Raw genomic sequence first — 25,900 nt, 5'->3', positions numbered from 1 at the left:
CCGGGCTAAGCCTAAACTTTGTCTAAGTCGATGCCTTTATTGTCTTTCCAAGTCAAGACCACGATGATGGCAATCAAACACACCACCACACCATAAACATTAAAATAAGATTCCATATGATTGGCATATAACCAAGTATTTAAATACGAGGCGGTGCCACCAAATACTGCAATCGATAAGGACATAAAGATACCAAACAGTTTGGTCCGATAACGGGTTGGAATCTGTTCTGACATCGCAGCAGGTTTACTGGCAGTCAAGAAGCCAACAAAAACCAAACCAACGGCTTGGGCAACAAATAAAGTCCATGGCTCACTCGACAGTAATCCCCACAGTGGAAATAACAACAGCATTGAACCACCAAAGGAAATCAAGGTACTGGTTTTACGACCGATGATATCGGAGAGCCAGCCCTGTATCGGTAAGCAAAGAAGATAAACCACTTGAGCAAAACAGCTCATCACAAAGGCATCATGTGGGTCCATTTTTAGATGGTTAATGGCATAAATTGCGCAGACCGTAACCCAAATATAATAGGTCAAAGTTGAGCCAGCCTCATAGAAGAACAATTTCAGCCCGGTAAAGAGAAACTTCGACAGCGGCCATTTCGGGCTATCATCTTGTTGCAACTTGTCGACATGCTCACTTTCCATCATATTGCGACGCAAATACAGCGCAAAGAAAGCCAGTACACCACCAATTAAAAACGGAATACGCCAGCCCCATGCATACATCTCTTCTTTGGGAATAACCGAAGTTAATAAAGCTAAAAATAATGTAGCTGTCAGAGACCCTAGACCCACCGCAAAAAATACTGTGCTTGACCATAAACCACGCTTTTTCGGGGGCGCAATTTCGGATACATAGGCATAAGATGTGGTGGTTTCCCCGCCATGTGCAAAGCCTTGCACTAATCTTGCCACTACTAAAATCAAGGATGCCCAATAGCCAATGCTTTCAAAACTGGGAATACACGCAATCACAATACTGGCACCCGCCATTAATAGCATGGTGATCATGAGTACGTTACGGCGACCAATTTTGTCGGCCAAAGGTCCAAAGATAAAACCCCCAAAGGGTCTAGAAATAAATCCCACTGCAAAAACTGCCAGCGTGCTGAGTAATGCGGATGTTGGATCACTTTTATCAAACAATGCTGCAGCAATATAAGCCGAAGCAACGGCATAAATGGTCCAGTCATACCACTCTAAAAGATTGCCCACGCCACTGGCGATTAAGGACTTCTTACGGGCTGCATCTAAAACCGGTGCATCAGCCGTAGATTGAAGTATATTTTCTACAGGTCGGTTCATATATATCCTTATGTCATGTCTTTAGTTTCGCGTTCCAAGCGAAGAATTTTATAGGTCGTGCCCTAAGCTCGCCGCACATCAAGTACTGCATCGCGACGCGCACGACCACCCGCAATTATTGATGCAATGCGCGCTGATATGCCGCCAGTACAGCCTCATGCATGGCTTCTGACATGGTTGGGTGCGGCAAAATGGTGTGCATCAGTTCCTGTTCGGTGGTTTCTAAGGTCTGGGCAATGGCATAACCATTGATCATTTCGGTGACTTCTTCACCCACCATATGTGCACCCAATAATTCACCACTGTGCTCATCGAAAATAACTTTGACAAAGCCTGTACTGCTTTGCATTGCCAAGGCCTTACCATTGGCAACAAAAGGAAACTTCCCGACACGAATCGGTTTCCCCAGTTCACGTGCTTGTGCTTCGCTATAGCCAACACTGGCAACTTGTGGATGACTATAGGTACAGGCTGGAATGTGTTTGCTGTTGATCGGCGCAACGGTCAAACCCATGATTTTTTCTACACATAAAATCCCTTCATGACTGGCTTTGTGTGCCAACCAGGGTGGACCCGCAACATCACCAATGGCATAGAGATTTTTCTCTGCGGTACGGCAAAATTCATCAGTGACAATATGCCCACGTTCCAACTGCACTTGGGTCTGTTCCAAACCAAGTTTTTCAGTATTGGCGCTGATGCCAACGGCCAGTAATACTACGTCAGCTGAGCATTGCCCCGTATGTTGCCCAGTAATGTCTAACTGCACAGCACCATTGACGATCCGATGTGCTGCGACTTTAGAGGCGGTATACAGTTGTATGCCATCTTTCTCTAAAGCAGCGGCAACCGTGGCAGAAATTTCAGCATCTTCTTGTGGCAAAATCCGATCTGCCCACTCCAACACGCTCACCTCGGCACCCATCGCACGATAAAAACACGCAAACTCAATGCCGATCGCACCAGCTCCAATCACCAACAAGCGTTTGGGAATGGTTTTGGGCACTAATGCTTCACGATAACTCCAGAAATACTGACCATCGATCGGCATATCGGTAAGCGCGCGCGCACGCGCCCCAGTTGCCAAAATAATATGTGTCGCGTGCAAGCGTTGGCTACGCTCTGCACATTGCACCTGCACCCAGCCTTGCCCTTGTAACTGAGCTAGCCCACGAAAAAGCGTTACTTTATTTTTCTTGAGTAAGCCGGCTACACCGCCTTGTAGCTTGGCCGAGACATCGCGTGAACGTTGCACCACCTGCGTCAGATTGACCTGTGGCGCTGCGACATCAATACCAAATGCCGCAGCATTTTTCACCAAACGCAATACATCGGCACTCCGCAGCAAAGCCTTGGTCGGTAAGCATCCCCAATTCAGGCAAATGCCGCCCAATTCAGCTTTTTCGACCAAAGCAACCTTCATGCCCAATTGACTGGCGCGAATCGCGGCAACATAACCACCAGGACCACCACCAATCACTAACAAATCAAATTTTTGTTCGTTCATTGTCATGCCCTGTTTAGATCAGTAACTTCAGTGGATCTTCGATCAGCTGCTTAAAAGCAGCCAACCATGTCGCCGCCACCGCACCATCCACCACACGATGATCTGCCGACAAGCTACAGCGCAAAACCGACGCGATGGTTAAGGCATCATCCACCACAACTGCTGCTTTCTGTATCGCACCAACTGCCAATATGCCTGCCTGCGGCGGATTGATAATGGCATTAAAATCCGACACCCCAAACATGCCAAGGTTACTGATACTAAAGCTTCCCCCTTGATACTGCTCAGGTGCCAATTTGCCCGCACGTGCCAATTCAGCCAAATTTGCCACTTCACGATGAATCGTCGACAGTGATTTGTGTTCGGCTTGACGGATCACGGGCGTGAGTAAACCTTTTTCTGTTGCGACAGCCACACTAATATCCACATGTTTATATTGGCGTATAGCGGTCTCTGCCCAACAGGCATTCATGGCGGGTACCTGCTGTGAAGCCAAGGCTACCGCTTTAATCACCAAGTCATTGACAGAAATTTTTTCTGTAGCAATGGCATTTATTTGTTGACGCAATGCCAATAGTGCATCGACCTGACACTGCACATTTAAATAAAAATGTGGCACTGTCGATTTACTCTCGGTTAAGCGTCTTGCAATGGTTTTACGCATATTGCTCAACGGAATATCTTCATAAGCTTGATCACCCGCAACTTGATCCCCGGCAATAGCTGTACCGGCAAGACTCGGCTGCTCGGGTACTGTGGTCGCTGGTGTGGCTGCAAGCTGAGCAAGGGCATGCTCAAGTGCCATTTCAATATCACGTTTTACAATACGCCCACGTGGTCCACTGCCAGACAGTGCGGCGAGATCTAACTGATGTTGCTTGGCGAGTCGTTTCGCCAAAGGAGAAGCAAAAATACGTGTTGACGCAGCACTTGGATCAATGTCGCCAGTCAATGGCGTAGCAGTTTGTCCATGCTCGGTGCTGGGCGTACTGACCAGTCGATTCTCGCTAATCACGTCAGCTGCTACGGGCGATGTGTTCGCTGCAACTGTCGCGAGATCAACTTGACCATCACCATTCAGTTGCGCAATTGCCGCCCCGACTTCAACTTCTTCACCTTCTGGCACAATAATTTTACTGATCAAGCCTTCCGCTTCAGCCACCATTTCCACCACGGCTTTATCGGTTTCAACTTCGGCAATACATTGCCCAATCACAATTTGATCACCTTCTGCAACCAACCATTTATTGATGGTGGCATGGGTGGTATTTGCCAAAACTTCTGGCATATGCAATAACGTAGACATGGTGCGACCTTTGACTAAAAATAGATGAACAGGATGTGACGGCGCGCTTAAACTGCTGCGCCTTGTTCACGCATCACTTGATATAAGCCTGCGACAACCTCTTCGGTTCGTGCCGCTGCGGCGCGCTCCAATACTTTTGAAATACTGGGTGCACCTTCCGTACCATGCACACGTTGAATGGGTTGATCTAACCAATCAAAACAACGTCTTTGCAATTCATCAGCCAACCAGCCACCATAGGATGTGCCTTGATTGCCTTGTTCTACAATCAAGACATTATTGGTTTTACGAATACTGGCTTCAATGCTGTCCCAGTCCAAACTCGCGCGATCTAAAAAGCGTAGATCGATCACTTCTGCATCGATACCCGTTTGTTCAACGGCTTCTAGACTGTGATGAACCATGGATAAATAGGTCAATATCGTCAGTGCCTTACCTTCACGTCGAATCGCAGCACGGGCAAATGGCGTCTGATAATCCAGATTATTTTCAGGCACCAAGCCAGATTTGCTATATAAATCGACATGTTCAATCACCAACACAGGGTCTTTACAGGTCAAAGCAAAATTCATCAGACCGATATAATCAAACGGTGTTGCCGCAGCCACAATACGCCAACCGGGATTGGTCACAAAAATACCCGCTGGGTCCATCGAATGTTGTGAACCATAACCTGTTCCCATCGCCACTTTGGTGCGAAGTACCAAAGGCACATCACTTTGCCCACCAAACATATGGCGCGCTTTCCCAATTTGGTTAAAGACCTGATCCGCGGCAACCCACATAAAGTCGGGGTACATAAACTCAACTACGGGTTTAAACCGACCATCTACAGCGATGCCGCCACCTAGTCCCATAAAGGCATTTTCACTGATCGGTGTGCCTAAGGTCCGTGTTGGGAACTTATCTTTTAAACCCTTGGTCGCGCCATTGGTGCCACCTTTTAAACGGTGTACGTCTTCACCCATGACCACAATACTGTCATCGCTTTCCATTCGACGATTCATGACATTGGCAACAGCATCGATAAACTTGCTTTTCACCAAAGTCTGACCAGCTGTGCTTTCCTCTAAAGTTTGCACGCCTTGTAGCTCGGATAGATCACCACGGATCCCAACGTCGACAAAATCTGGCGATGGCCAGAGATCATCACGAATACGGCGCTTGCCTTTATCGGCAGGCTCAGTCAACTCAGCCACCGCAGCAGCCATTGCTGTTTGACATTGCTCACGTAATGCAGTGATTTGCTCCGCTGTGATCAATTGGCGTTGTTGCATTTGCTGTTGCAATAACATTATTGGATCACGCTCACGCCACTGCTGTTCTTCTTCTTTGCTACGGTAACCAAAAGCACTGCCCGGATAAGGACCATTTTGATGGAAGAAACGATACACATCGGCTTCAACAATGGTAGGTCCTTTCCCGGCACGCATATGTGCCAAAGCCTGTTGCATGGTCAAATGCACCGCCAAGGGGTCCATACCATCGACCTTCCAGCTCGGAATATTAAATGCCAAACCACGCGATGATAAACGTGTCTCCGCGGTGGCTTCTTCAACCGCCGTTGAAACGGCATAACGGTTATTTTCAATAAAAAAACAAATTGGCAATTGCCACGCTGCTGCCAAGTTCATGGTTTCCAACACGGAACCAATATTGACTGCACCATCACCAAAATAGGTAATCGCCACGGCATCGGTTTCCGCATGACGATGTGCCCATGCTGCACCCGCAGCCATCGGTGCACCGCCACCTACAATGGCATTGGTGCCTAGCGCCCCGGCCTCAATCCATTGCAAATGCATGGAACCACCGCGCCCTTTACAAAAACCCTGTGCCAAGCCCAAAATTTCAGCCAAAGTCCGTTGCAATAAGGACTGAATATCATCCTTAAAAGCTACGCCCAATTGCATTCCCTCAGGGCGTAAATAGGTCAATGCCTTCGCTAAAAATTGATGATGACCACGATGTGAACCATTCACCTGATCAGCCGCACTTAATGAAATAATCGAGCCAACTGCGCCGCCCTCTTGACCAATACTGGAGTGTGCTGGACCATGGACAAGGCCTTCACCTGCCAATTCCAATACCGACTCTTCAAATGCTCGAATAAGATGTAGTTGAACCAACATACTTTCGAGTAATCCAGCATCTGCCTGCTTCCAATCTTCAGGCGTGCTTTGTAATTCAATCCAAGAACTTTCTGGATGAAGATTAATCTGATTTGACATTCGGTCTATCCTTTGCGATGTAACATCATGAATGGTTGTAGCGTCTGCTTACTGAAAGCCATTGGCTTCCCAACCACCATCAATTAAATATGTTTGTCCTGTCATAAATTTGGCTGCATCAGATGCCAAAAATAGCGCTAACTCAGCAATCTCTTCAGGTTCAGCCAGACGACCTAAAGGGGTACGACGTTCGAGATCGGCGACATCTAAGGTGTTTTGTTGTTGTAATTTTTCAACCAGTGCCGTACGGGTATAACCCGGTCCGATGGCCAATACACGAATTCCAGCGCTTCCCCATTCCGCCGCAAGACATTTGGTCATGGCAACCACGCCTGCTTTGGTGGTGCAATATGCAGTGCGCTCAGCAGATGTACTCAAGCCCCAAATCGATGCGGTATTGATAATCACACCACGCCCATGTTGCTTCATCTGTAAAGCAGCTTGCTGTGAACACAAAAACAAACTGCTTAAATTGATATCGACACAACGACGCCATTCAGACATCGTGATGTCTAAAGAGGGTTTGTTGAGAGAGATACCTGCGTTATTAAATAAAATATCAACAGCACCAAAATTAGCCTGACATGCAGCAAAAGCAGCCACTACTGCATCATCATCCGTGACATTGGCGGCAAAGCCCGCCACTTGATAATCCTGCAAACGTTCCATCGCTGCATTCAAAGCATCTTGATTGAGATCAATCATAAAAACCTGTGCACCTTGCTGGGCAAAAGCTTGGGCTAAACAAAAACCAATCCCTGCTGCGGCACCCGTTACCACCACGGTTTTCCCAGCGATACCGGCATAAACCGTTTGTTGTTGATCGTTCAGTTGAGGTTGCATGCACTATTCCTTTAAATTTTTCGTCCACTTTACGCATTACGCATTACGCATTACGCATTACGCATTACGCATATGATTACCGTTGATCGCTTAGACATGACCAATACAGATATATTTAATTTCGGTATATTCATCTAAACCATGGCGAGAACCTTCACGCCCTAAGCCAGAGGCTTTGACGCCACCAAATGGCGCTTCTGCGGTCGAAATTAAGCCCGTATTAATACCCACCATGCCATATTGCAAAGCTTCCGAAACACGGATGCTACGATTTAAATTTTCAGTAAAAATATAAGAAGCCAAGCCATACTCGGTATTATTGGCGCGCTGAATAACTTCATCTTCTTGCTCAAATTTAAAAATCGGTGCCAATGGTGCAAAAGTCTCATCACTAAAGCACAGCATGTCATCCTGCGCATGCTGAATGACAGTCGGTTGAAAATAATGACCGCCCAATGCACTCACTTGACCACCGACTACCACCTCTGCCCCTTTGGCAACAGCATCGGCAATATGCGCTTCAATCTTGGCGATGGCTTTAGCATTAATCAGTGGTCCAATTTCTGTCCCCGCCACCAACCCATTACCGACGTTTAAAGCCGCGACTTTGCTCGCTAATTTTTCAACAAACTGTTCATAAATTTGCGCCTGTACAAAAATGCGGTTACTACACACACAAGTTTGTCCTGCATTACGGAATTTACTGTCCATCACGCCTTGTACTGCGACATCGATATCGGCATCATCAAATACGATCAGTGGTGCATTCCCCCCTAACTCTAAAGAGAGTTTTTTCAAGGTTGGTGCAGATTGCTGCATCAACTGCGCACCGACTGGGGTTGACCCGGTAAAGCTCAATTTTTTCACCACGGGACTAGCCGTCATGATCGGTACAATTTCTGCTGATTTACCCGTCACAATATTCAGCACCCCTTTGGGTACACCTGCCAATTCTGCCAAATGCACCAAAGCCAATGCCGTAAACGGTGTTTCTTGTGCCGGTTTGACAATCATGCTACAACCCGCCACCAATGCTGGCGCAGCTTTACGGGTAATCATCGCGGCTGGAAAATTCCAAGGTGTAATCGCGACACAAACCCCGACCGCTTCCCGTCTGGTCATGATGCGTTTGTCTGTCGTCGCCGCAGGAATAGTATCGCCATTCATGCGGCGCCCTTCTTCGGCAAACCACTCAATAAAACTCGCCGCATAGCCCACTTCACCTTTGGCTTCATGCAAAGGTTTACCTTGTTCCACCGTCATGATGGTTGCCAGTTCATCCTGATGCTGCATGATCAGCGCATACCATTTCTTCAAAATATCTGCACGTTGCTTCATAGAACGTGCTTGCCAACCAGACAATGCTTGTTCTGAGGATGCAATTGCTGCGGAGATTTGTGCGGCACTTAATGCAGGAATGGTCGCAATAAAAGACTGATCAGCCGGATTAAAAACATCAATCGTATTGGATTGATCAGACCCCACCCATGCGCCATCGATCAGAGACAAGTTTTTAAAAATTTTAAATTGAGTGATATCCATAAGGTATTGCATCCATTTATGACGAATCTTTCCAAAGTAATATTACATTACCATAATACAGTATTATGGCAATATCTTGAGCAAAAAAATCTGCACACATTGGGCAGATTTTCCTGTTAAAACCTGAGGTCAAACACGATAAAATTTAAATTAAGTTAATGTTTTATATATATTTTAAATAAAATACCAAGCGATATAAATATTTTCATATTTTATATTCGCCCTAAAAACCCAATAATGACGTTGATGCACTGCTGTAGTGATCGAGTCAAAATAATATTTGTCATGCAATTGCACGGCTTAAACATCGCTTTAAAATATAAAACCAAGAAGATGTGCAATCGAGCGATAGCGCTCTAATAATTGACATCCTCTCCGACCTTAAAGGACGGAGATTCCTCCTGCGAGACGCTCATATCCGAGCGCAAGAATATTCAGTGCGGAATTTACATCCCGATCCCATGAGCTACCACACTCACGACACTGCCATTCTCTTATTCCAAGTCCTGCTCTACCTTTCGGACTACTGCAGCGTGAACCACAGCACGAGCAAGTTTGGGTGGTATAGGCTTCATTGACTTCTTCATACCATACTCCTGCGTTCTCGCATTTATACTTGAGCATAGTTCTTAATGTTGACCAACTGGCATCTAGCACAGACTTCGCTAATCTAGTCTGTGCTAATGCTTTGGCATTCACATTGCCAACAAAGATCGCTGCATGTTCACTCACTAGTTTATGGCTGAATTGATGCAGTATGTTTTGACGGGTATTTTTGATCTTGGCGTGAAGCGCTCTAAGACGTTTCTTATTTCTTGCTCTTTGTGCAATACCAAGTTTTTGTTCATATTGCCGATAGATTTTAGGGGCTTTCAGCTTTACGCCATCGGAACAAGTCGCTAAATCTTTTAAACCCAAATCTATCCCAATTGCGGTTTTAGCGGTGGTTTTCTTAGTTTTAATGGAATCAACCACAAGGCAAACGTACCAACGTCCGCGGCTGTCCTCAACAAATGAGCCTGTTTTAACATTGTATTTGCTTAGTCCGTAACTATCCCACACTTTGAATTGGCGCTTAGCATATTGAACATAGCCATCAGCATATTTAATTGCGACTTTCTTGAAAGGTATCCATCCTAAAGAGCGTCTAGCTGATTTTTTATTGCTGACACGCCATTTTAATTTTGCTTTCTTGAATTGCTTGCGTCTGGTCACTAATTCTTCTGTGATTGCCTGTATGGTTTGGCTGTGCAAGTTGCATTCTTTGGATGTGCCTTTCGTGTATTTTGCTATATCGTATGCTGAAAAGAATTGTTGTTTTCTTTGCAGGTGCTTAAAACACAAATCATTGACATAATTCCAGACAAAGTTCACTTCTGACGCTAGTTGGTCTAGCATCTTACAATGTTTATCTTTTATTCGTAATTTAAGTGTCTTCATACTTAATACTTAAAATATATTGGGTCTATGGCTAACAATAAATAGTAATTTCTAGCTTAGTGAATAGTTTAAAGGGTGCTTCCAGTCGCACTCTAAGAATCAAACACCCTAAAATGAAAACAAGCTATGGGGAAATACTCTGTGGTCGCCTAGCTACTTTACTGCATCATGTGGCGATGCACCAATCAAGATAATTAAACAATACATCCAACAACAGCAAACACCACACTACACACGAATGGCTTACGCCAGTCGCTTATATCCTTGGGCTAAACCCAGAGGTTTTACGCTCCAAAGGATAAATTCCTTGTGGCCGTATAATAATCTGATCCATTATTTTTATTCTGTTGAATGTGTATTTTAAAAAATCCCCGCCTCGCTGATTTCAATTTGAGAACCTGCTGCGCTGAGTACAATTTTTTTCGGTGCAATAATTTCTACTTGTTCTTCAGTTGAAATTAATTTGATCTGTTGTCTTGCAATCAACTCCATATCATCGGATTGTGCTTGTAGCTCTATCTTGCCCTGCCCAGCATATAACCGCGCCCCATCACGTGCAGCAAATAAACTGATTTTCTGATTGGCATGTGCCACAAAAGATTGTTGGGTACTGAGATTAATACTCTGTGCGGCATGTTGTTGAATTTGTCCATCTGAGGCGAGATGAATATCTTGCTGACTACTCAGCGCAATACCCTCTGGTGATGCCAATAACAACAATGCTTGTTTAAAGCTTGCGGCTTTATCGGCATCTGTTTGCTGTAAATTTCCAATAAAGGCTTGTAGATTTTCTAAGGTTTGTAAAGGATCTGTTTGTTGGTTCTTAGCCAGATCACTTAATACTTTTGCTTGATTTAAACTGCTTTCCAACTGTTGCATAGCGGGTGTCACATCAAGATGCACTCCTGCGGCGTCTTGCTGTGGATGGGTTGAAATCATCAATCCCTGCGCCGCCCGAACAGCGCCATATTGATCTGTTCTTAATTCAAAGCCATCCCCTCGACCATCACTACTGGCCTGTTTTTTCGGATGGCTGAGCTGTCCAAGATTGAGTTGCGTGGCAGCATGACTGCTTTGTAACTGCACACTAATCTGCCCTGTGGTGTCATCAAAGCGTAATTGCCCAAAGCCAGATCCTGCTATCTCTTGTGAACGTATGCCACTGATTTTTTTAGTATCAGGAAGTATGCCTTGTTGATCGAATTGGGTCGGTTGACGTTGCGCTTCATGTATACGCCCGACCACAAAAGGTCGATCAATATTGCCATCAAAAAAATCTACTGCGACCAACTCACCAATACGCGGTAAAAAACGCGCCCCAAATCCTTCACCAGCCCAAGGCGTTAATACATCGACCCATGCCGAGTCACTGTCATTATTATTACTGCCTGCACCAGCATCATGTTGTTGGTCTTGTGCACGGGTAAATAAAAAACGTACTTTGATCCGCCCCCAAGCATCAACATAAATTTCCTCACCTTGTGGTCCAACCACACGTGCCCGTTGTATATGCGTACTCGGTCGATGCTGTAGCGGATGATAGGTCGGCACGATAGGAATATGTCGTCGTTGCAGCTGAAGTACATTGCCTTGACGCTGCTCTGGATCTATTGCAAATGTACTACGCTGCGACCAACCGCTTTGGCTGACCAATGCCTGTACTTGATGTGCCAAATCTTTGGGTAAATTATTTTGATTATAAAATTCTTTGCCAATAATTAAAAATTCTTGATCAGCTGCCGCATGTTGATCTATTTCAGGATGTTCATGTAATTCAAACCAATAACCCACTTGGGCATCTCTGACACTTGATCGGGCAATAAATTGCTTTGCTTGTCCTTCATAAGAGTGCATTAAATTTTGGTTTATGCGCTCTACCTGTGCATTTGCTGATGGGGTTGCACCATCTTCTCCCTTTAAATCTTGCATCCAAGCTGGACTAAAATGCCAAGCTGACTCCAAATTCAACCGTGTATTATCGTATAAAGCACTATGCTGATGACTACTTTGTACACTGCCAGCCCCTTCATCATAATCCAGTGCATCTGCCTGCCAACGCTGCACATATACAGAAGTCGGTTGTAAACGACGTTGCGCACTCAATTGTGTCATGCTATCGCGTTGTTCTGTCGCATGACTACGATGAAAATGAATGCTACGTCGACCTAAAGCTTGAAATTGGCTGTTATCATCAATTAAGCGTAATTTCTGTGCTTGAATCTCAGCTGACGTATTATCCAGCATGAGCTGTTGTTCATCGACTAACCAATTAATTCCTTCTTGTCTGAGCAAGCGCGTTAGAAAAGTATAATCACTCTCATTGCTTTGCATGGTAAACGGTCGAATATCATAATCTTTTTTTAAAGCACTTAAATCCAAACTCAGACTTGCTGCAAATAAACTACTGCGTTGTTGCCATTCTTTAACTAGCACATTAACGATTTCAAGCACCGATTTATTCATAAAAACGCGACTATTACGGCGCTGATGCCATAGGGCTGTAGCATCCTCCACAGTGACTTTATAGAGCGTTAATGCACCATCTGAAGCGCCTTGCTCCACGGCTGTAACAATCCCAGTCATACGCATCAACTGCCCTTGATCAGTGACTTGGTCAACTGCAACCTGACTGGCTAGAAACTGTTTTAATGCCAGCATTGCATTGGTCGACAGACAGATAAGCTCGGCTTTTAGCCCTTGATTGATGGCATGCTGTGCATCTATACGTTGTAAAAATACTTGTTGATTTAATGCTGGATTGGAAAATTTTAAATGTATTGCGCGTCGCGAAGCGACCAAACCAAGGCTTTCAATAGCCGTATAAATATGATTCAACATCATGATCAGAACTCATTATGATTAAAATTAAAAATTGATGTCAGTACATCTGCAAATTTATAAAAATAGACCGGTTATGGCTGGTCTCTGTGTGTTATAGATTGCTGTTTATAAATTATTTATTTTTGCGTTGTAGGAGCTGCGCTTTGATCACGCTTCAAATTTACTTTTGATATATCCATGACCTGTTTATTGTGGGGCATTGTTGCTGCAAGTTTATCCATCACAATGCCTTTGAAGTGCAATAGCATAGCCTCATAATGCTTTAATCCCTAGTCATCACAGATAGATCAAGATTTATGCTGAGATATAAAGCAGCCAAGTTCACACAACTATTCGATGTTAATATTGCAAAAATCTTGGTGTTATTTCGATCAACCTACGGTCACTACAGCTTTTGACAAATGAAAGTGCAACAATAACGCTGCACAGCTCGACTAAAATATGACTCATTAGCCAAAATAAAATTGAGAAAAAAACAGATCAGAATATGTATTTTTTTAGCTTTATTAAATACTAATATTTATTGCACTGATCACTCACCCACAGCATGGCTCAAATAAACTTCTATTTGTAAAATACAAATGGTAATTATTATCATTTTAAAATAAACTTAATGCCTATAAACAAATCCCAGTTTAAATTTCTATGACTGCTTTATCTGCTTCGCATTTGATTGCTACGTTATATAAGGACAACCACCATTGGCTGTATCATTGGTTATGTAAGACCATGGGCTCACAAGATCATGCTGAAGATGTACTCCAAGATACCTTTGTCAAGATCATGCGTAGTAAAGATATATTTAGTATTCAGAAGCCACAAAACTATATTTATGCTACGGCGAAGCGTATTATCATTGACCAAGCGCGACGTAAAAAAATTGAGCAAGCTTATTTATGTTATCTCGCGCAATTTGAAGAAGACTGGCGCCACCCCTCACCTGAAGAAACCCTAATGGCCATTGAGATTTTAGATCAAATGGCATTTATTTTAAGTGATTTAGATGAGCGTCCACGCAGTATTTTACTCATGCATTATATTGATGAAATTCCACAAACTGAAATTGCCTTACAGCTGAATATCTCCACCAAGACTGTACAACGTGATTTAATCAAAGCATTATTGCATTGCCATCACCATAGTCAATAAACCACGGTAGCTTTTATTTGACCTATTATTCACCACTATTTATTGGCTCTTGCGATGGATTGCTCTTGCTATGAATGACTATTGCGACTGCACCTGTTGCTGATTTTTTGCATATGACCACATCGACTGAACCATTATCTGATGATATTTTACAACAAGCTTCTGCGTGGCTGGTGAAAATCAGCAGTGATGAAAGCACACAACAAGATCAAGATGATTTTCAGCGATGGTTAGCACAAGACCCTATGCATCAACTTGCTGTACAGCAAATGCAACAAGTCATTGAGCGCTTACAACAAATTAAAACGCCACAGGATCATGGCGCGTCACGTCGTATTCTTCAGCAGGCATTACAGCATAAACCTCAATTTAAATTTAAACCCAATTTCCCGCTTTTAAGTCTGATTATTTTCAGTGCACTTTCATTATGGATCGCTACAGCGATATTACCCATTCAATTCTGGCTGGCAGATCATCAAAACTGTTATAACCAATGGCAAAAACAACAGATGACGGATCACAGCCAAATACAAAGTGCGGGAAGGACAGCTTATAATCTTACGTTTAACCATAAACAGCGACAGGTTAATTTACTTGAAGGTAATATTTTGGTGGATGTACATAAAGATCCGCAAAGACCTTTTGTTATTCAAACTGCCTATGCTCAAATTCAAGCCTTAGGTACACGATTTATTGTCAATCAAACTGACCATGAAACTGTCGTGACCATGTTGGAATCTAAGGTATCTGTCCAAACTCAACAAGGGCAATATATTGTCGCAGCCGGTCAGCAACTGAAAATCAGTGCGAACGGACAAATACAACAAAAAGATATTTCTACAGACAGTATTGAGCATGCTTGGCAGAAACGCAGTTTAATCGTAGAAAATATGCCTTTGGCACAAGTGCTCAATATCTTGGAAAGCTACGGGCAAACTAAAATTTTATATCAAGACGATCAGATTCAACATCTGAAAGTCACAGCTATTTTACCGCTTGATCATCAAGCGCAAGCTTTTAACTTATTAGAAGAGAGTTTAGGCATTAAAATCCAGCACTACATTCCATTTATCAACATCGTCAAAGTACCTGCCGCAGCCCGGACAAACCCAGAGTAGAACCACAACGTCTCACGGGCATAGTGGTATTTTATTCATCATGAATTTTGTTCAGTTTAGAATGAGAAAACTTCGTTTTCATTCATGCCCAGATTGGCGTATAAATCATTGCATCTTTGCAGTGTTTTAGAAATTAATGTGTTAAATCAAGCTAAAAGTCATCTTGATTATTGATACACCAGCTAAAACAGCTCTGCACCATTTGGCGTGATAAGCCAAAATTATTTTTGTAATTGAATAATGGGCAAGAACAGCGCGTATCGAAAATTAAAGTTTTTATTTTCATTACAGCCTGTTCTCTTGCTCTAGAATATGATGGTTTCTCATGGAATATAGTGCACACGCGAACGCCTCGGTCAATCCCAACTCAAAGACCCGCGTCTTATTTGCCAGTTTAATTGGTACCACAATCGAATTTTTTGATTTCTATATCTATGCAACCGCAGCAGTTTTGGTGTTCCCAAAATTATTTTTCCCAGAAAGCGGTGGTAGCGTGGCATTACTACAATCTTTAGCAACGTTCTCAATCGCATTTGTGGTACGCCCAATTGGAGCAACAGTATTTGGGCATTTAGGCGATCGGATTGGACGTAAAGCAACATTGGTGGCGGCACTGTTACTCATGGGGATCTCAACGGTCTGTATTGGTTTATTACCCAGTTATGCACAGATAGGCGTTCTAGCTCCCTTACTCTTAGCACTTTGTCGTTTAGGACAAGGCTTAGGATTGAGTGGTGAATGGAGTGGTGCGGTATTATTGGCGACAGAAAATGCACCCAAAGGTAAACGTGCGTGGTATGGCATGTTCCCACAACTCGGGGCACCTATAGGCTTCATCTTGGCAGCAGGCTCATTCTTATTATTGGGCGCATTCATGTCAGATGCTGACTTCTTGGCTTGGGGATGGCGTATTCCCTTTATTTCTAGTGCACTATTGGTCTTCTTGGGCTTATATATTCGCTTGAAACTACATGAGTCTCCTGAATTTCAAAAGGTGCTCGATAAACAAAAAGCATCCAAAGCTCCCTTTAAAGAAGTTATTTCGCTACATGTTGCAAAATTAATCATTGGCACATTGGCTACGGTTTGTACCTTAGTATTGTTTTATTTAATGACGGTCTTTGCATTAAACTGGGGAACAACCGCACTCGGTTATACACGAGATAGCTTCTTACAAATGCAATTGGTTGCAACCGTATGTTTTGCCATCTGTATTCCAATTTCGGCAAAGTTGGCGGAAAAATTTGGACGCAAAAATACCTCTATCGCTATTTGTATTTTGGTGGTGCTTTTTGGGCTATGCTTCTCGAGCCTTTTTGTTGCCAAGCAACCCATTTCGGTGCTGATCTTCTTATGTCTCGGTCTTAGTATTATGGGGCTAACCTATGGACCAATTGGTACAATTCTGTCAGAAATTTTTCCAATTTCAGTCCGTTATACAGGCTCAGCACTGGCCTATAATTTAGCCAGTATTTTAGGCGCATCTTTTGCACCATTAATCGCTACAGCCCTTGCCAATAGCTATGGCATCGCTGCTGTGGGCTATTATTTATGTGGTGCAGCACTGTTGTCGTTATTGGCTTTTGCCTGCATTCGTGAAAGCAAACCGTCCGATGCTGTAGACAAAGCACTTCACAATAGCCTAGAAGTACAAAAATAATATCTCCAATCAAAGCGCCTATGGTTGTAAGCATTGAATCTCAACCATGGGCTCCATCACCGCCTGCCCATTCATCTCTAAAAATTCTTTTGTAATTTAAAAATAACTTCGTGTGCGGAATAATCATAAAACCACTTATTATTGGAATCTAAATGGCTATATTTATAGCTCAGACTTGGATAAATACCCTTATAAGTATATTGCGGCATATCATAATTTAAAAAATAGATTTGTTCTTTATTGCGTGAAGCTTGTGGTCCAATCCAGTTATTGGCTTGCTGATAATTACTATGACGATACATCGCCAAAATAGACAAGGCCGAATTATTTTGGAACATTTTATAAAGACCTACACGCCCCCCCCACTGATCGAAACTATTGGCTTTGTCGTTTACGTCTTTCTTGATATAACTCAAATTGGCAAAACCAATCAGGCTCTGCTGGATAGAATGATTCCAAGTCAGATAAGCACTATATTGCTGTCCATCATAATATTGTGCCAAAGCATCTTTATTAAAATGATTATCCTGTACATCAATTTGTAGATTAAGCAAGTTTTTAGCATTGGCGACATAACTATATTCTAAGCGTGCGCCATAACCATTGTAGAGTGTTTTTCCACCCCAGATATATTTTTCAAATAATGGTCCAACAGCGAAGTCATGCCGAGCATCAGCAAAACGATAGCCCGTATTTAGATTGAAGGTCTGATTGTTATAATCCCTTTCATTTTCATATAGGGTGCCATACCATAAGCTTTTGATAAATACACTCTGCTGATCTTTAAACTCAAAATTTTTATTATGATTTAAATTAAAATTCCAGCCCCAATCTGATACAGCCTCTTCTGAACGACGTGTCCAACAATATTGATTGCCATTTTGATCGGTAATCACACTAAAACATTCATTATGCCCTGCCGCTTTCTGATTAATATTACTATTATAGGTCAGTCCCAGCGAGACTTTACTACGCCAACGATCCTTCAACTGAATCGCTTCCAAATACAGTTGTATTGATTTTTGAATGTCTGCGGGCATGTCGACATAAACCTCTCGAAACATTTGCTCCGCCTGCTTATTTTTTTTATTTTCAAACAACACCCGAGCCAATTCCAGTTTACCGCGACTAAATTCATCATCTATGGCGAGCATGGCTTTAAATTTTTGTTCTGCCAATCCTAAATCTTGTTTCGCGCGAGCCAATGCTCCCTCAGCAAACAGTACGACGACTTCAGCATGTGGCTGTAATTGGCGATAACGTAATAAAAAGCGCTCAAGGTCTGCCCACTGTTGACGGTTAATACTAATAAAGATAGCGCGGGTTAAGTCTGCATCATTATCTTGTACTGCAAAACTTTGTCCGTTGATGGTCAGGTAAGATGCTTGTTGTTCATTTGGAAATTGTGCTTCAGCAACAATCTGTTGCTCTTGTTGCTGCAGTTGCAGCTTATTTTGCTCACGCAGCAAATAGGTATCTTCTTCTACGGCAAAAGTCTGCTGACTGATTGTGCACAAAACGATGCTGCACCGCAGCAGATGGCATCGTGCATTTTTGAATATCATGTAAATCTTTAGCCCCAAGCAATTGAAGAAAAGTTGCTAGAATTACTCTAGCAACTTATGGTTGTTGCGTACTTATTATCAGTCTGATTCTACAATAGTTTTTACGTATTAAGCGTGATAAACCTTAATATAAAACTACGCTGCTTTGACTGTCCATACAGTATTTTACTGTGCTTTTTGTCCCCCAAAAGCAGTATTTAATTGTTGATTACCCGCAAAAGTCGCATTACCCGCTAGAGCCGCCGCATTGGGACCAAAGAAGCTACCATCGGTTTTACCAATTACGCTACCATTGGCAACAGCTGTACCCGTGAAACCACCATTATTGGCAATTTTTGCAGCAATTAAGATTGTATTTGCAGCACCTTGTTTAGCCACAGCACGGGTTAAAGCTGATTCTGTTGTAAGAGACTTAGCACCAAAATCAGCGACTAAGGTACCTGTTAGTACATCTTGTGGAGCCGCAGTAGTGCCATTTCCGGTCCAACCACTGATTACGCTATTGACCGCACCATTGTATTGGTTAATCCCTGTCACTTGATATGTCGCAGTACCAGAGGTCGGTAGGCTTAAGTTATCGGTACTACCGACATAGAAGACAGTACGGGTATTGTCTGCTGCCGAAGTGGTACTGCCTTGGTGCCATTCACCAAAGAAGACACTTTGTGATGCATTATTTGGATCAAGCTGGATTTGTTGATAAGAGAATTTACCCAATACACTGTGGTCCGGTACTGGTTTTGGTAAATTCCATTTATTAAAGTCCAGTTGCACAATACCAGATGAATCGAGACCACCTAAATTGGTAGTCATTTTTGAATACCATTTATCTGCCATGCCACGTAAACTAGACAAGTCGACAAACTTATTGGTGACTGGTGCTGCATTTACACCGTTATTGATCACCGCAATCGCTGGGGCACCCACTACATCACCGGTGTGGTTAATATCCGTTCCAACTGCACCAACTTTTATTTTTTCAAGATTGCTGCTATTGCCAACAACATTGGCATGTGCACTGGCTGCAGCGGCAGCAACGAAAGTCGCTAAAAGTACTTTATTGAATTGCATCATGTCTCTCCTCGAGATCTAAATTAAAATGTAATGATAATCATTACACTTGATTGCGTAGCATAAAGCGATCAATCGCAATACACTGGGTTTAACCGTTAAAATTTATAATCAAATGCCAGCTTCAAGGTCCGACCCGGTGCTGGTATTGCGGTACGTGTCAGCGCATCTGGATAGTATTCATTGCGCAAATTGGTACCGATTACCGAGACTTTAAAGGCTGGTGTAAGCATGAGATCGGCATAGGCATCAACCGTCCAATAAGACTTCCAGCCATAACTGTCTAAGCCCTGATTGGCAAAGGTCCAACCTTCAGTACTTTGTTTTTTAATATTCGACATTGAGTGATAGCCAACACGGGTACCCACGGTTAATTTGTCATCCCATAAACGGGTGGCTAAATTGGCACTGATCGAATGCTTGGGTGGAATCGCACCGCGTAAATAGCCCCCCGGAAAACCGCCGATAAAGCAGCTTGGTGCCTCGAAGCGAATCGGTGATAGTAACGCGGCATAGTCTGCATCACACATCTCACTTTTAATCAGATAACTATAGCCAAAATCACCAAAGATCCGACCTTGGTCAAAACGGGTTTGTAGCTCAATACCTTGGGTTTTGAGCTGGTCATATTGGGCAAAGGTACCCGTATTGTAGTTGCGGTCGATGACGTCTTTGATTTTATTATGATAATAATTCAGCTTGACATCGGCACTGCGCCAGCTCAGCAACCATTGTCCTAAGTCATGCACATAACCCACTTCAATATTTTGTGCATGCTCGGGTTCAAAGCCACGCTGACTAATATTTTCCGAAAAGCCGATACTGCTTTCATAAATCGAGGGGAAACGGGTGGCTTCCACATAGCGTGCATAGGCACGAGAAAAATCACTCAAGGCATAGCTGATCGAGAAAGATGGATCAAACTGTTGACCACGCCGTTTGCCGATAGGTGCATATTTTTCTTCTTCTGTCATCGCACGGTAGCGTTTTCCTTCATCGCCTAAAATCGCATCTATCTTTTCGCCTTCTTTCAGATCAAGGGTACCTGGTGCATTGTCTGCATGCAGGACACCATTTTCATCGGCTCGCCACTCATAATTTTTATATTGATATGCTTGACCTTGCTGATAAGCAGCACCTGCATAGCCTTGAGATTTGGCATAACCATCATAGTCATAATCATCAATAATTAAATCGCCAACTTTAACAACATAATGATACTGGGTACCCTTCATCGCCTCTTCATCGGCCTTAGTAAAATATTTATTAATTTTATAAATCTGTGCCTCTAAAACCTTTGGTCTACTCCACTGCTTGCTTTGTAATTTCTCATCAAGCTGAGTATCTAAGCTCCAATAACGCCCCCAACGACCACCAACATTGATCGTAAGTCGATTGGTGGCGCGCCAGTCAAAATTAAACCAACTGTTATATTCTTGGCGTTCGCCGCTCTTGGGACCAAATACATAGTCCATTTTTTTACAGTAGGCTAGATTATTCATATCGGAACAGGTTAAGGGCGTATCCTCAGAACTACTGTTGAGCTTTTCTTTTTGTAAGCTCCCCCCGACGGTGAGATCCAACTGTGGATGCAGCGCAAAGGTATTGCTGATGTCCACTCCCCAACGGTCATTGGCGGAAACCTGTAAGGCTGGATTAATCAGATTAAAGCGTCCATCGCTATTGCTATGATTACCCGATATTTTAGTAGCAGCATCAATCACCGCTTGACTGATTTGGCAATTAGGATTGATCCCAGTATCGGTCACACAACCACTGAACTGCATAATATAGGTAGCCCATTGGGTATCTAACATTCTTGGTGCATAGGGTGATGCACCACTGCTGTTATTACGACTATCGGTACGGCTATACCATGTACCCAGTTTGAGATTGATCCAGTTAGAATCATCGGGCTGCCAAGCATAATCAATCCGCCCCGCATCTTGCTTGACCTTGGCCAAGGGCCACTGTGCAGCACGGGTCGAACCGCCATCAATTAACTGATCGACAACAAAACCATAGACTGAACGCGAGTTCATAATCTCGCCATATTCAATATCACTATGCCGCCAACTCAGCTTTAACGTTTGATTGTTCGGAAGATTCCAATTGTTTTTAATCAAAACCGATTCATTGCTGCTGGAGGTATTACTGACCTCATACCCTGGTGGGGCAATATCGGCCACATTGAGCGTTACCCCTGAAGATGCCGCATTGTCAAAACGCTCGCTATACACTTCCCCTCCGCGTTTGCCTGAGAAGTAATTGCCTTGATTACGCTTGCTATAGGCCAGCATAATATCGGTCAGATCATTCTTTCCAGCAACCGCCACCCGAAAGGCACTGTCTTCAAAGAAGCGATTCTTACCCGAAGTTTCTAGCTCTTTATAAAGCTGTGGATTGACATCGCCTAAAATCGCCCACCAGTTCTCCGTTGTACGATAGTCTTGACCATAGTTAAAACTCGGTGGATTGGCCTTGGTAGAATTATTATTGGTTTCATAACGTAGATTGATGCCCCAGTTTTTACCTTCTGGAATCACATCATCACTGTTAATGGTATTGAGCATCACTGCACCACCAATCGCCGATGGCACCGCATAACCCAATTCTGTTGCACCTTTATAAACGGTGGTCTCACTCAGTAGATTCGGGTCGACATAGGTCCGGTTATTGACACCTGAATAACCACGATAGACTGAGATTTCTTGCTGGGTACCATCCACAATCACTGGCACACGCCCCTGCCCTTGTAGACCACGGACATTGGGCGATAAAGACCCGCTATTGCGCGCATCGCTACTATAGACCCCAGGAATACCACTTAAAATATCGGCCGGGTTGCTCCCTTTAAAATGTTCTACTTCATCTTTGTTCTTATAGATATTGACGATATCTTTTTGAAATTGATTGTCTTTCCCTTGTTGGTAACGGTCTTGATCAGCTGTTAATTCAATGGTACTTAAGGTTACATCCGCCCTTGCTGCTGTAGACACGGTAGATGCTGTGCCCATAGCCTGCATATTGCCCAACGCAGTACCATCAGGTCGCTGGCGAGCCACTGTGCCAGTCTGTGCATTCACCAATAAATAACCTGCGGCAGTTTTGTTGATCCGAAATGGTGTGCCTTGCAATAAACTGGCAAAGGCTTGCTCAGGGGTATAAAGACCAGACAAGGGCGGTGCACGGTATGCATCGGTCTGCTTGGCGTCCAGCAATAAGGTAACATTTGATTTTTGCGCTACATAATTCAATGCATCCGTCAATGAGCCTTTTTGTATTTGATAATGAATAGCAGCCGGTGCCGCATGACTCACTGGTGTCATATAAGCACTGAATACCGCAATAGATATACAGATACTAAGCGGCTTAAGCGTTAAATGCTTTTGAAATAAAGAACTGTTCATACCCAACCCGATATATTGAATAATAATCATTTACAACAGCAAGACAAAATAAAGCCTTGTTTTACTCTATTGTCGGATGAGCTAAACTTTTTACGCAAAATAATTTTAAATTATTCTTAATCAAGTGATATCGGTTGATGCTCTGACTAATTAATTTAGCCCTATTCTACTTAAGCATAAAAACTTAAATCTTGTTGTTTTTGCAGCTGCATTCGCTCTACATCATATTGTCAGTCTTTGATTCAACCCAACTAAAAACAAATAAATCATAAACTTAACAGTAATAATTTTTTTGTAAAAAAAGTCCTTTTTGATGTCCAGTGCCGCCGAGCTTATCCGTCTATAGCGAGTAATGATTATCTTTTCACTCTCTGTGGAGCAGTTATGAACATCAACGGTCAACAACAAAGACCTCTCCTTAAACCATTGGTCATGTCTATCCACTTTGCACTTTGTGGTGTTGCGCTTGGATTGAGTGCCATGGCACATGCTGAACAGCATTCCCCTACGGCACATTACCAAATTTCAAAAGGTAGCCTTGGACATGTGCTCAATCAATTTGCCTTACAAGCAGGTGTTAAACTGGCCATTAATGCCGATTTAGTTGCAGGTTTAACAAGCCAAGGTTTACAAGGCAATTATAGTATTGCAGAGGGTTTTGCAACGTTATTAAAAGGCACTCCGTTGCAAGTTACTAAAACTGCCAATGGTTATGTACTGACAGCGATTGCACCACAACAAAATGTTTTACAGCTACAAACCATTACCCTAAACGCACAACAAAATGCCCAGAACATCCAACAGCCCACTGCAAGCGTACAAGCCAGTGATGCAAGCGCACTCCCCACCATTGTCTTGACCGCCCAACATGAACGACAAGATTTACCGCCTGCATTTGCTGGTGGTCAAGCTGCGCGCGGTGCACGTGTCGGAGTATTGGGTGAAAAAGATTTTATGGAAACGCCTTTTAATATCATGAGCTATACCAGCGATTATATTCAAAATAGCCAATCCAAAGACATTACCGGCATTATTGCCAAAACAGATGCCGGCGTTTATAGCTCAGGGTCTGCCGGTGGAATCAGTGAAAGTTATAGTATTCGTGGTTTTGGGGTTTCGACCCAAGATGTCAGTATCAACGGCTTATACGGCGTAAGCCCATACTGGCGTGCCAGCCCTGAATTCGCCGAACGTGTAGAAGTACTGAAAGGTCCTTCGGCTTTGCTCAATGGTATGCCACCGAATGGTTCTGTCGGCGGGGCGATTAATATGGTGACTAAACGTGCGACCGAAGCCCCTATCAAGCGCCTCACGGCAAGCTATGATTCAGATGCAAAATTTGGTGTACATACCGATTTGGCCACCCGTTTTGGTGATGAAAAACAATTTGGCATCCGCTTTAATGGGGTCTATCGTGATGGCGATACCGCGGTCAAAAACCAGTCTGCATCGACCAAATTTGCCAGTTTAGGTCTGGATTGGAAATTTGATAGAGGCAGTCTCTCTGCCGATCTCTACCATTCTGAAGACCGTGTCGATGGTCTGAACCGAGGCATTTCTATTGGCAAATTAAACTATATTCCCAAAGCACCCAAAGCGAAAACGGTTTTTGCACCCAAAGATACCTTCACCGATACCACCGATGATGTGATTATTTTACGGGGTGATTATCAGTTGCATGACAACATCAGTGCCTATGCCACTTATGGTCATAGTCAAACAGACTTTGACTCTTTGGCGGGATCGAAACAAGAAATCATCAATGATGCCGGTGACTTTACCACGAACTATTCACATCAACGGCTAAAACTCGACAAAGACTCCAGTGATGTTGGTATTCAATTTAACTTCAATACCTTTGCCATTCAGCATGATTTGATCGTCAATGCGACGTGGTATCAGCATGAGCAAAAGTTTGGTTTTAGACGTAATTTCCTAACAGCTGAGCAAGAATGGACCACCAATATGTATGCCCCGAATTGGGATGGTTTCAGTCTAGATAAAAGCTTTAGTAGCGCCAGCTTGCCTAAAACAGCCGAAGTCCGCAATACCAGCGTTGGCTTAACCGACAGCATGAGCATGCTCAATGATCGGCTAAATTTGATTGTTGGTTTACGTCAACAACGGGTCAAACAAGATGCTTTCGATAGCAATGGCGCAAAAACCGCCAGTGGTCATTATAATCAAAGCAAACTGACACCAGCCGTTGCACTGCTCTTTAAAACCTCAGAACATCTTTCGGTATATGCCAACTATATTGAAGGGCTCAGTGTCGGTTCAACCGCACCAGCGACCGCAGATAATGCCGGCGAAGTATTCCCGCCGTTCCAAACCAAGCAGTATGAAGTAGGAACAAAATTAGAATGGGGCGACTTTGCCAATACCTTAAGTCTTTATCAAATTGAAAAACCTAGTGCCATTACCGATCCAATCACCAATATTTACAATGCAGATGGCGAACAACGTAACCGAGGGGTGGAATGGGGCTTTTTTGGTAAAGCCTTGCCAGACTTAAAACTCATGGGTGGTATTGCCTATACTGAAGCGAAGCTAACCAAAACCCAAGGTGGCGTAAACCAAGGTAACTATGCTTCTGCAACCCCAAAATGGCAGGCAAAACTAGGGGCTGAATATGACCTTCCTTGGGTAGATGGCCTAAGTATTAATGCCAATGCGGTGGCTTTGTCTAAACAATATATCAGTAATGATAACGTATTATCTGTACCTGGTCGCACCATTTACGATATTGGCGCACGATATCAGACCCATATTGGGCAGATTCCAACCACAGTCCGTGCGGATATTAAAAATGTCGCCAATAAAGCCTATTGGGCAAGTTCTCCAGGTTCTGGCTTAGGTGCGCCACGTACCGTCATGCTCTCGACCAGTTTTGATTTTTAAATC

Annotated in this window: 15 protein-coding genes and 1 pseudogene; 5 read left to right on the top strand and 11 right to left on the bottom strand. The window is 43.4% G+C overall.

The window, feature by feature from the left end:
• Window positions 1-11 precede the first annotated feature (11 nt).
• The 7 genes from BFG52_RS04955 to BFG52_RS04925 form a co-directional block, all read right to left on the bottom strand.
• Window positions 12-1,313: an MFS transporter gene (locus tag BFG52_RS04955; protein WP_228703802.1), complete on the bottom strand. Its 1,302-nt coding sequence runs from the start codon at window positions 1,311-1,313 to the stop codon at window positions 12-14.
• 115 nt (window positions 1,314-1,428) lie between these two features.
• Window positions 1,429-2,820, bottom strand: coding sequence for a dihydrolipoyl dehydrogenase (gene lpdA, locus BFG52_RS04950; protein ID WP_067553251.1), 1,392 nt, complete (start codon window positions 2,818-2,820; stop codon window positions 1,429-1,431).
• Between the two features lie 13 nt (window positions 2,821-2,833).
• Complete coding sequence (locus tag BFG52_RS04945; RefSeq protein WP_067553249.1) at window positions 2,834-4,126, bottom strand: pyruvate dehydrogenase complex dihydrolipoamide acetyltransferase; 1,293 nt, start codon at window positions 4,124-4,126, stop codon at window positions 2,834-2,836.
• 47 nt (window positions 4,127-4,173) lie between these two features.
• Window positions 4,174-6,357 carry a dehydrogenase E1 component subunit alpha/beta gene (locus BFG52_RS04940; protein WP_067553247.1) on the bottom strand — a complete coding sequence of 728 codons (2,184 nt, stop codon included), beginning with the start codon at window positions 6,355-6,357 and terminating at the stop codon, window positions 4,174-4,176.
• Window positions 6,358-6,405: 48 nt separating this feature from the next.
• Window positions 6,406-7,200, bottom strand: coding sequence for an SDR family NAD(P)-dependent oxidoreductase (locus BFG52_RS04935; protein ID WP_228703801.1), 795 nt, complete (start codon window positions 7,198-7,200; stop codon window positions 6,406-6,408).
• Window positions 7,201-7,290: 90 nt separating this feature from the next.
• Entirely contained in the window at window positions 7,291-8,742 is a 1,452-nt protein-coding gene (locus tag BFG52_RS04930) for an NAD-dependent succinate-semialdehyde dehydrogenase (RefSeq protein ID WP_067553245.1), read from the bottom strand.
• A 381-nt stretch (window positions 8,743-9,123) separates the two neighbouring features.
• Window positions 9,124-10,182, bottom strand: a complete 1,059-nt coding sequence (locus BFG52_RS04925; RefSeq protein WP_067553243.1) for an RNA-guided endonuclease InsQ/TnpB family protein — start codon at window positions 10,180-10,182, stop codon at window positions 9,124-9,126.
• A 41-nt stretch (window positions 10,183-10,223) separates the two neighbouring features.
• Here BFG52_RS04925 and tnpA point away from each other — a divergent pair.
• Window positions 10,224-10,411, top strand: a pseudogene (gene tnpA / locus BFG52_RS16580) (IS200/IS605 family transposase); the annotation flags it as partial.
• A gap of 131 nt (window positions 10,412-10,542) precedes the next feature.
• Here the strand turns inward: tnpA and BFG52_RS04920 are convergent.
• A complete protein-coding gene (locus tag BFG52_RS04920) occupies window positions 10,543-13,020 on the bottom strand; it encodes a type VI secretion system Vgr family protein (protein ID WP_171257361.1) in 2,478 nt (825 codons plus the stop codon).
• 648 nt (window positions 13,021-13,668) lie between these two features.
• Between BFG52_RS04920 and BFG52_RS04915 the strand changes: the two genes are divergently transcribed.
• The 3 genes from BFG52_RS04915 to BFG52_RS04905 all read left to right on the top strand — a co-directional run bounded on the left by BFG52_RS04915 (window position 13,669) and on the right by BFG52_RS04905 (window position 16,950).
• Window positions 13,669-14,172, top strand: a complete 504-nt coding sequence (locus BFG52_RS04915) for a sigma-70 family RNA polymerase sigma factor (RefSeq protein ID WP_067553239.1) — start codon at window positions 13,669-13,671, stop codon at window positions 14,170-14,172.
• 74 nt (window positions 14,173-14,246) lie between these two features.
• Window positions 14,247-15,290, top strand: a complete 1,044-nt coding sequence (locus BFG52_RS04910) for a FecR family protein (RefSeq protein ID WP_067553237.1) — start codon at window positions 14,247-14,249, stop codon at window positions 15,288-15,290.
• A 325-nt stretch (window positions 15,291-15,615) separates the two neighbouring features.
• The gene (locus BFG52_RS04905) at window positions 15,616-16,950 is read left to right on the top strand and encodes an MFS transporter (protein WP_067553235.1); all 1,335 of its coding nucleotides are present in this window, start codon (window positions 15,616-15,618) and stop codon (window positions 16,948-16,950) included.
• Between the two features lie 77 nt (window positions 16,951-17,027).
• On the opposite strand, the gene BFG52_RS04900 is transcribed toward BFG52_RS04905, so the two are convergent.
• From BFG52_RS04900 to BFG52_RS04890, 3 genes are all read right to left on the bottom strand, one after another.
• Complete coding sequence (locus BFG52_RS04900; RefSeq protein ID WP_067553233.1) at window positions 17,028-18,467, bottom strand: surface lipoprotein assembly modifier; 1,440 nt, start codon at window positions 18,465-18,467, stop codon at window positions 17,028-17,030.
• Between the two features lie 213 nt (window positions 18,468-18,680).
• Complete coding sequence (locus tag BFG52_RS04895) at window positions 18,681-19,589, bottom strand: Slam-dependent surface lipoprotein (RefSeq protein ID WP_157758069.1); 909 nt, start codon at window positions 19,587-19,589, stop codon at window positions 18,681-18,683.
• Window positions 19,590-19,684: 95 nt separating this feature from the next.
• A complete protein-coding gene (locus BFG52_RS04890) occupies window positions 19,685-22,996 on the bottom strand; it encodes a TonB-dependent receptor (RefSeq protein ID WP_169817560.1) in 3,312 nt (1,103 codons plus the stop codon).
• A 384-nt stretch (window positions 22,997-23,380) separates the two neighbouring features.
• Here BFG52_RS04890 and BFG52_RS04885 point away from each other — a divergent pair, with 384 nt between their 5' ends.
• On the top strand, window positions 23,381-25,897 hold the full coding sequence (locus BFG52_RS04885; RefSeq protein WP_067553226.1) for a TonB-dependent receptor: 2,517 nt from the start codon (window positions 23,381-23,383) through the stop codon (window positions 25,895-25,897).
• Window positions 25,898-25,900: the final 3 nt, after the last annotated feature.

This window comes from Acinetobacter larvae (assembly GCF_001704115.1).
In the GTDB taxonomy this organism is placed as follows: Bacteria; Pseudomonadota; Gammaproteobacteria; order Pseudomonadales; family Moraxellaceae; genus Acinetobacter; species Acinetobacter larvae.
The sequence above is the reverse complement of the archived record's forward strand: the minus strand, read 5'-3'. Positions and strand labels throughout refer to the sequence as shown.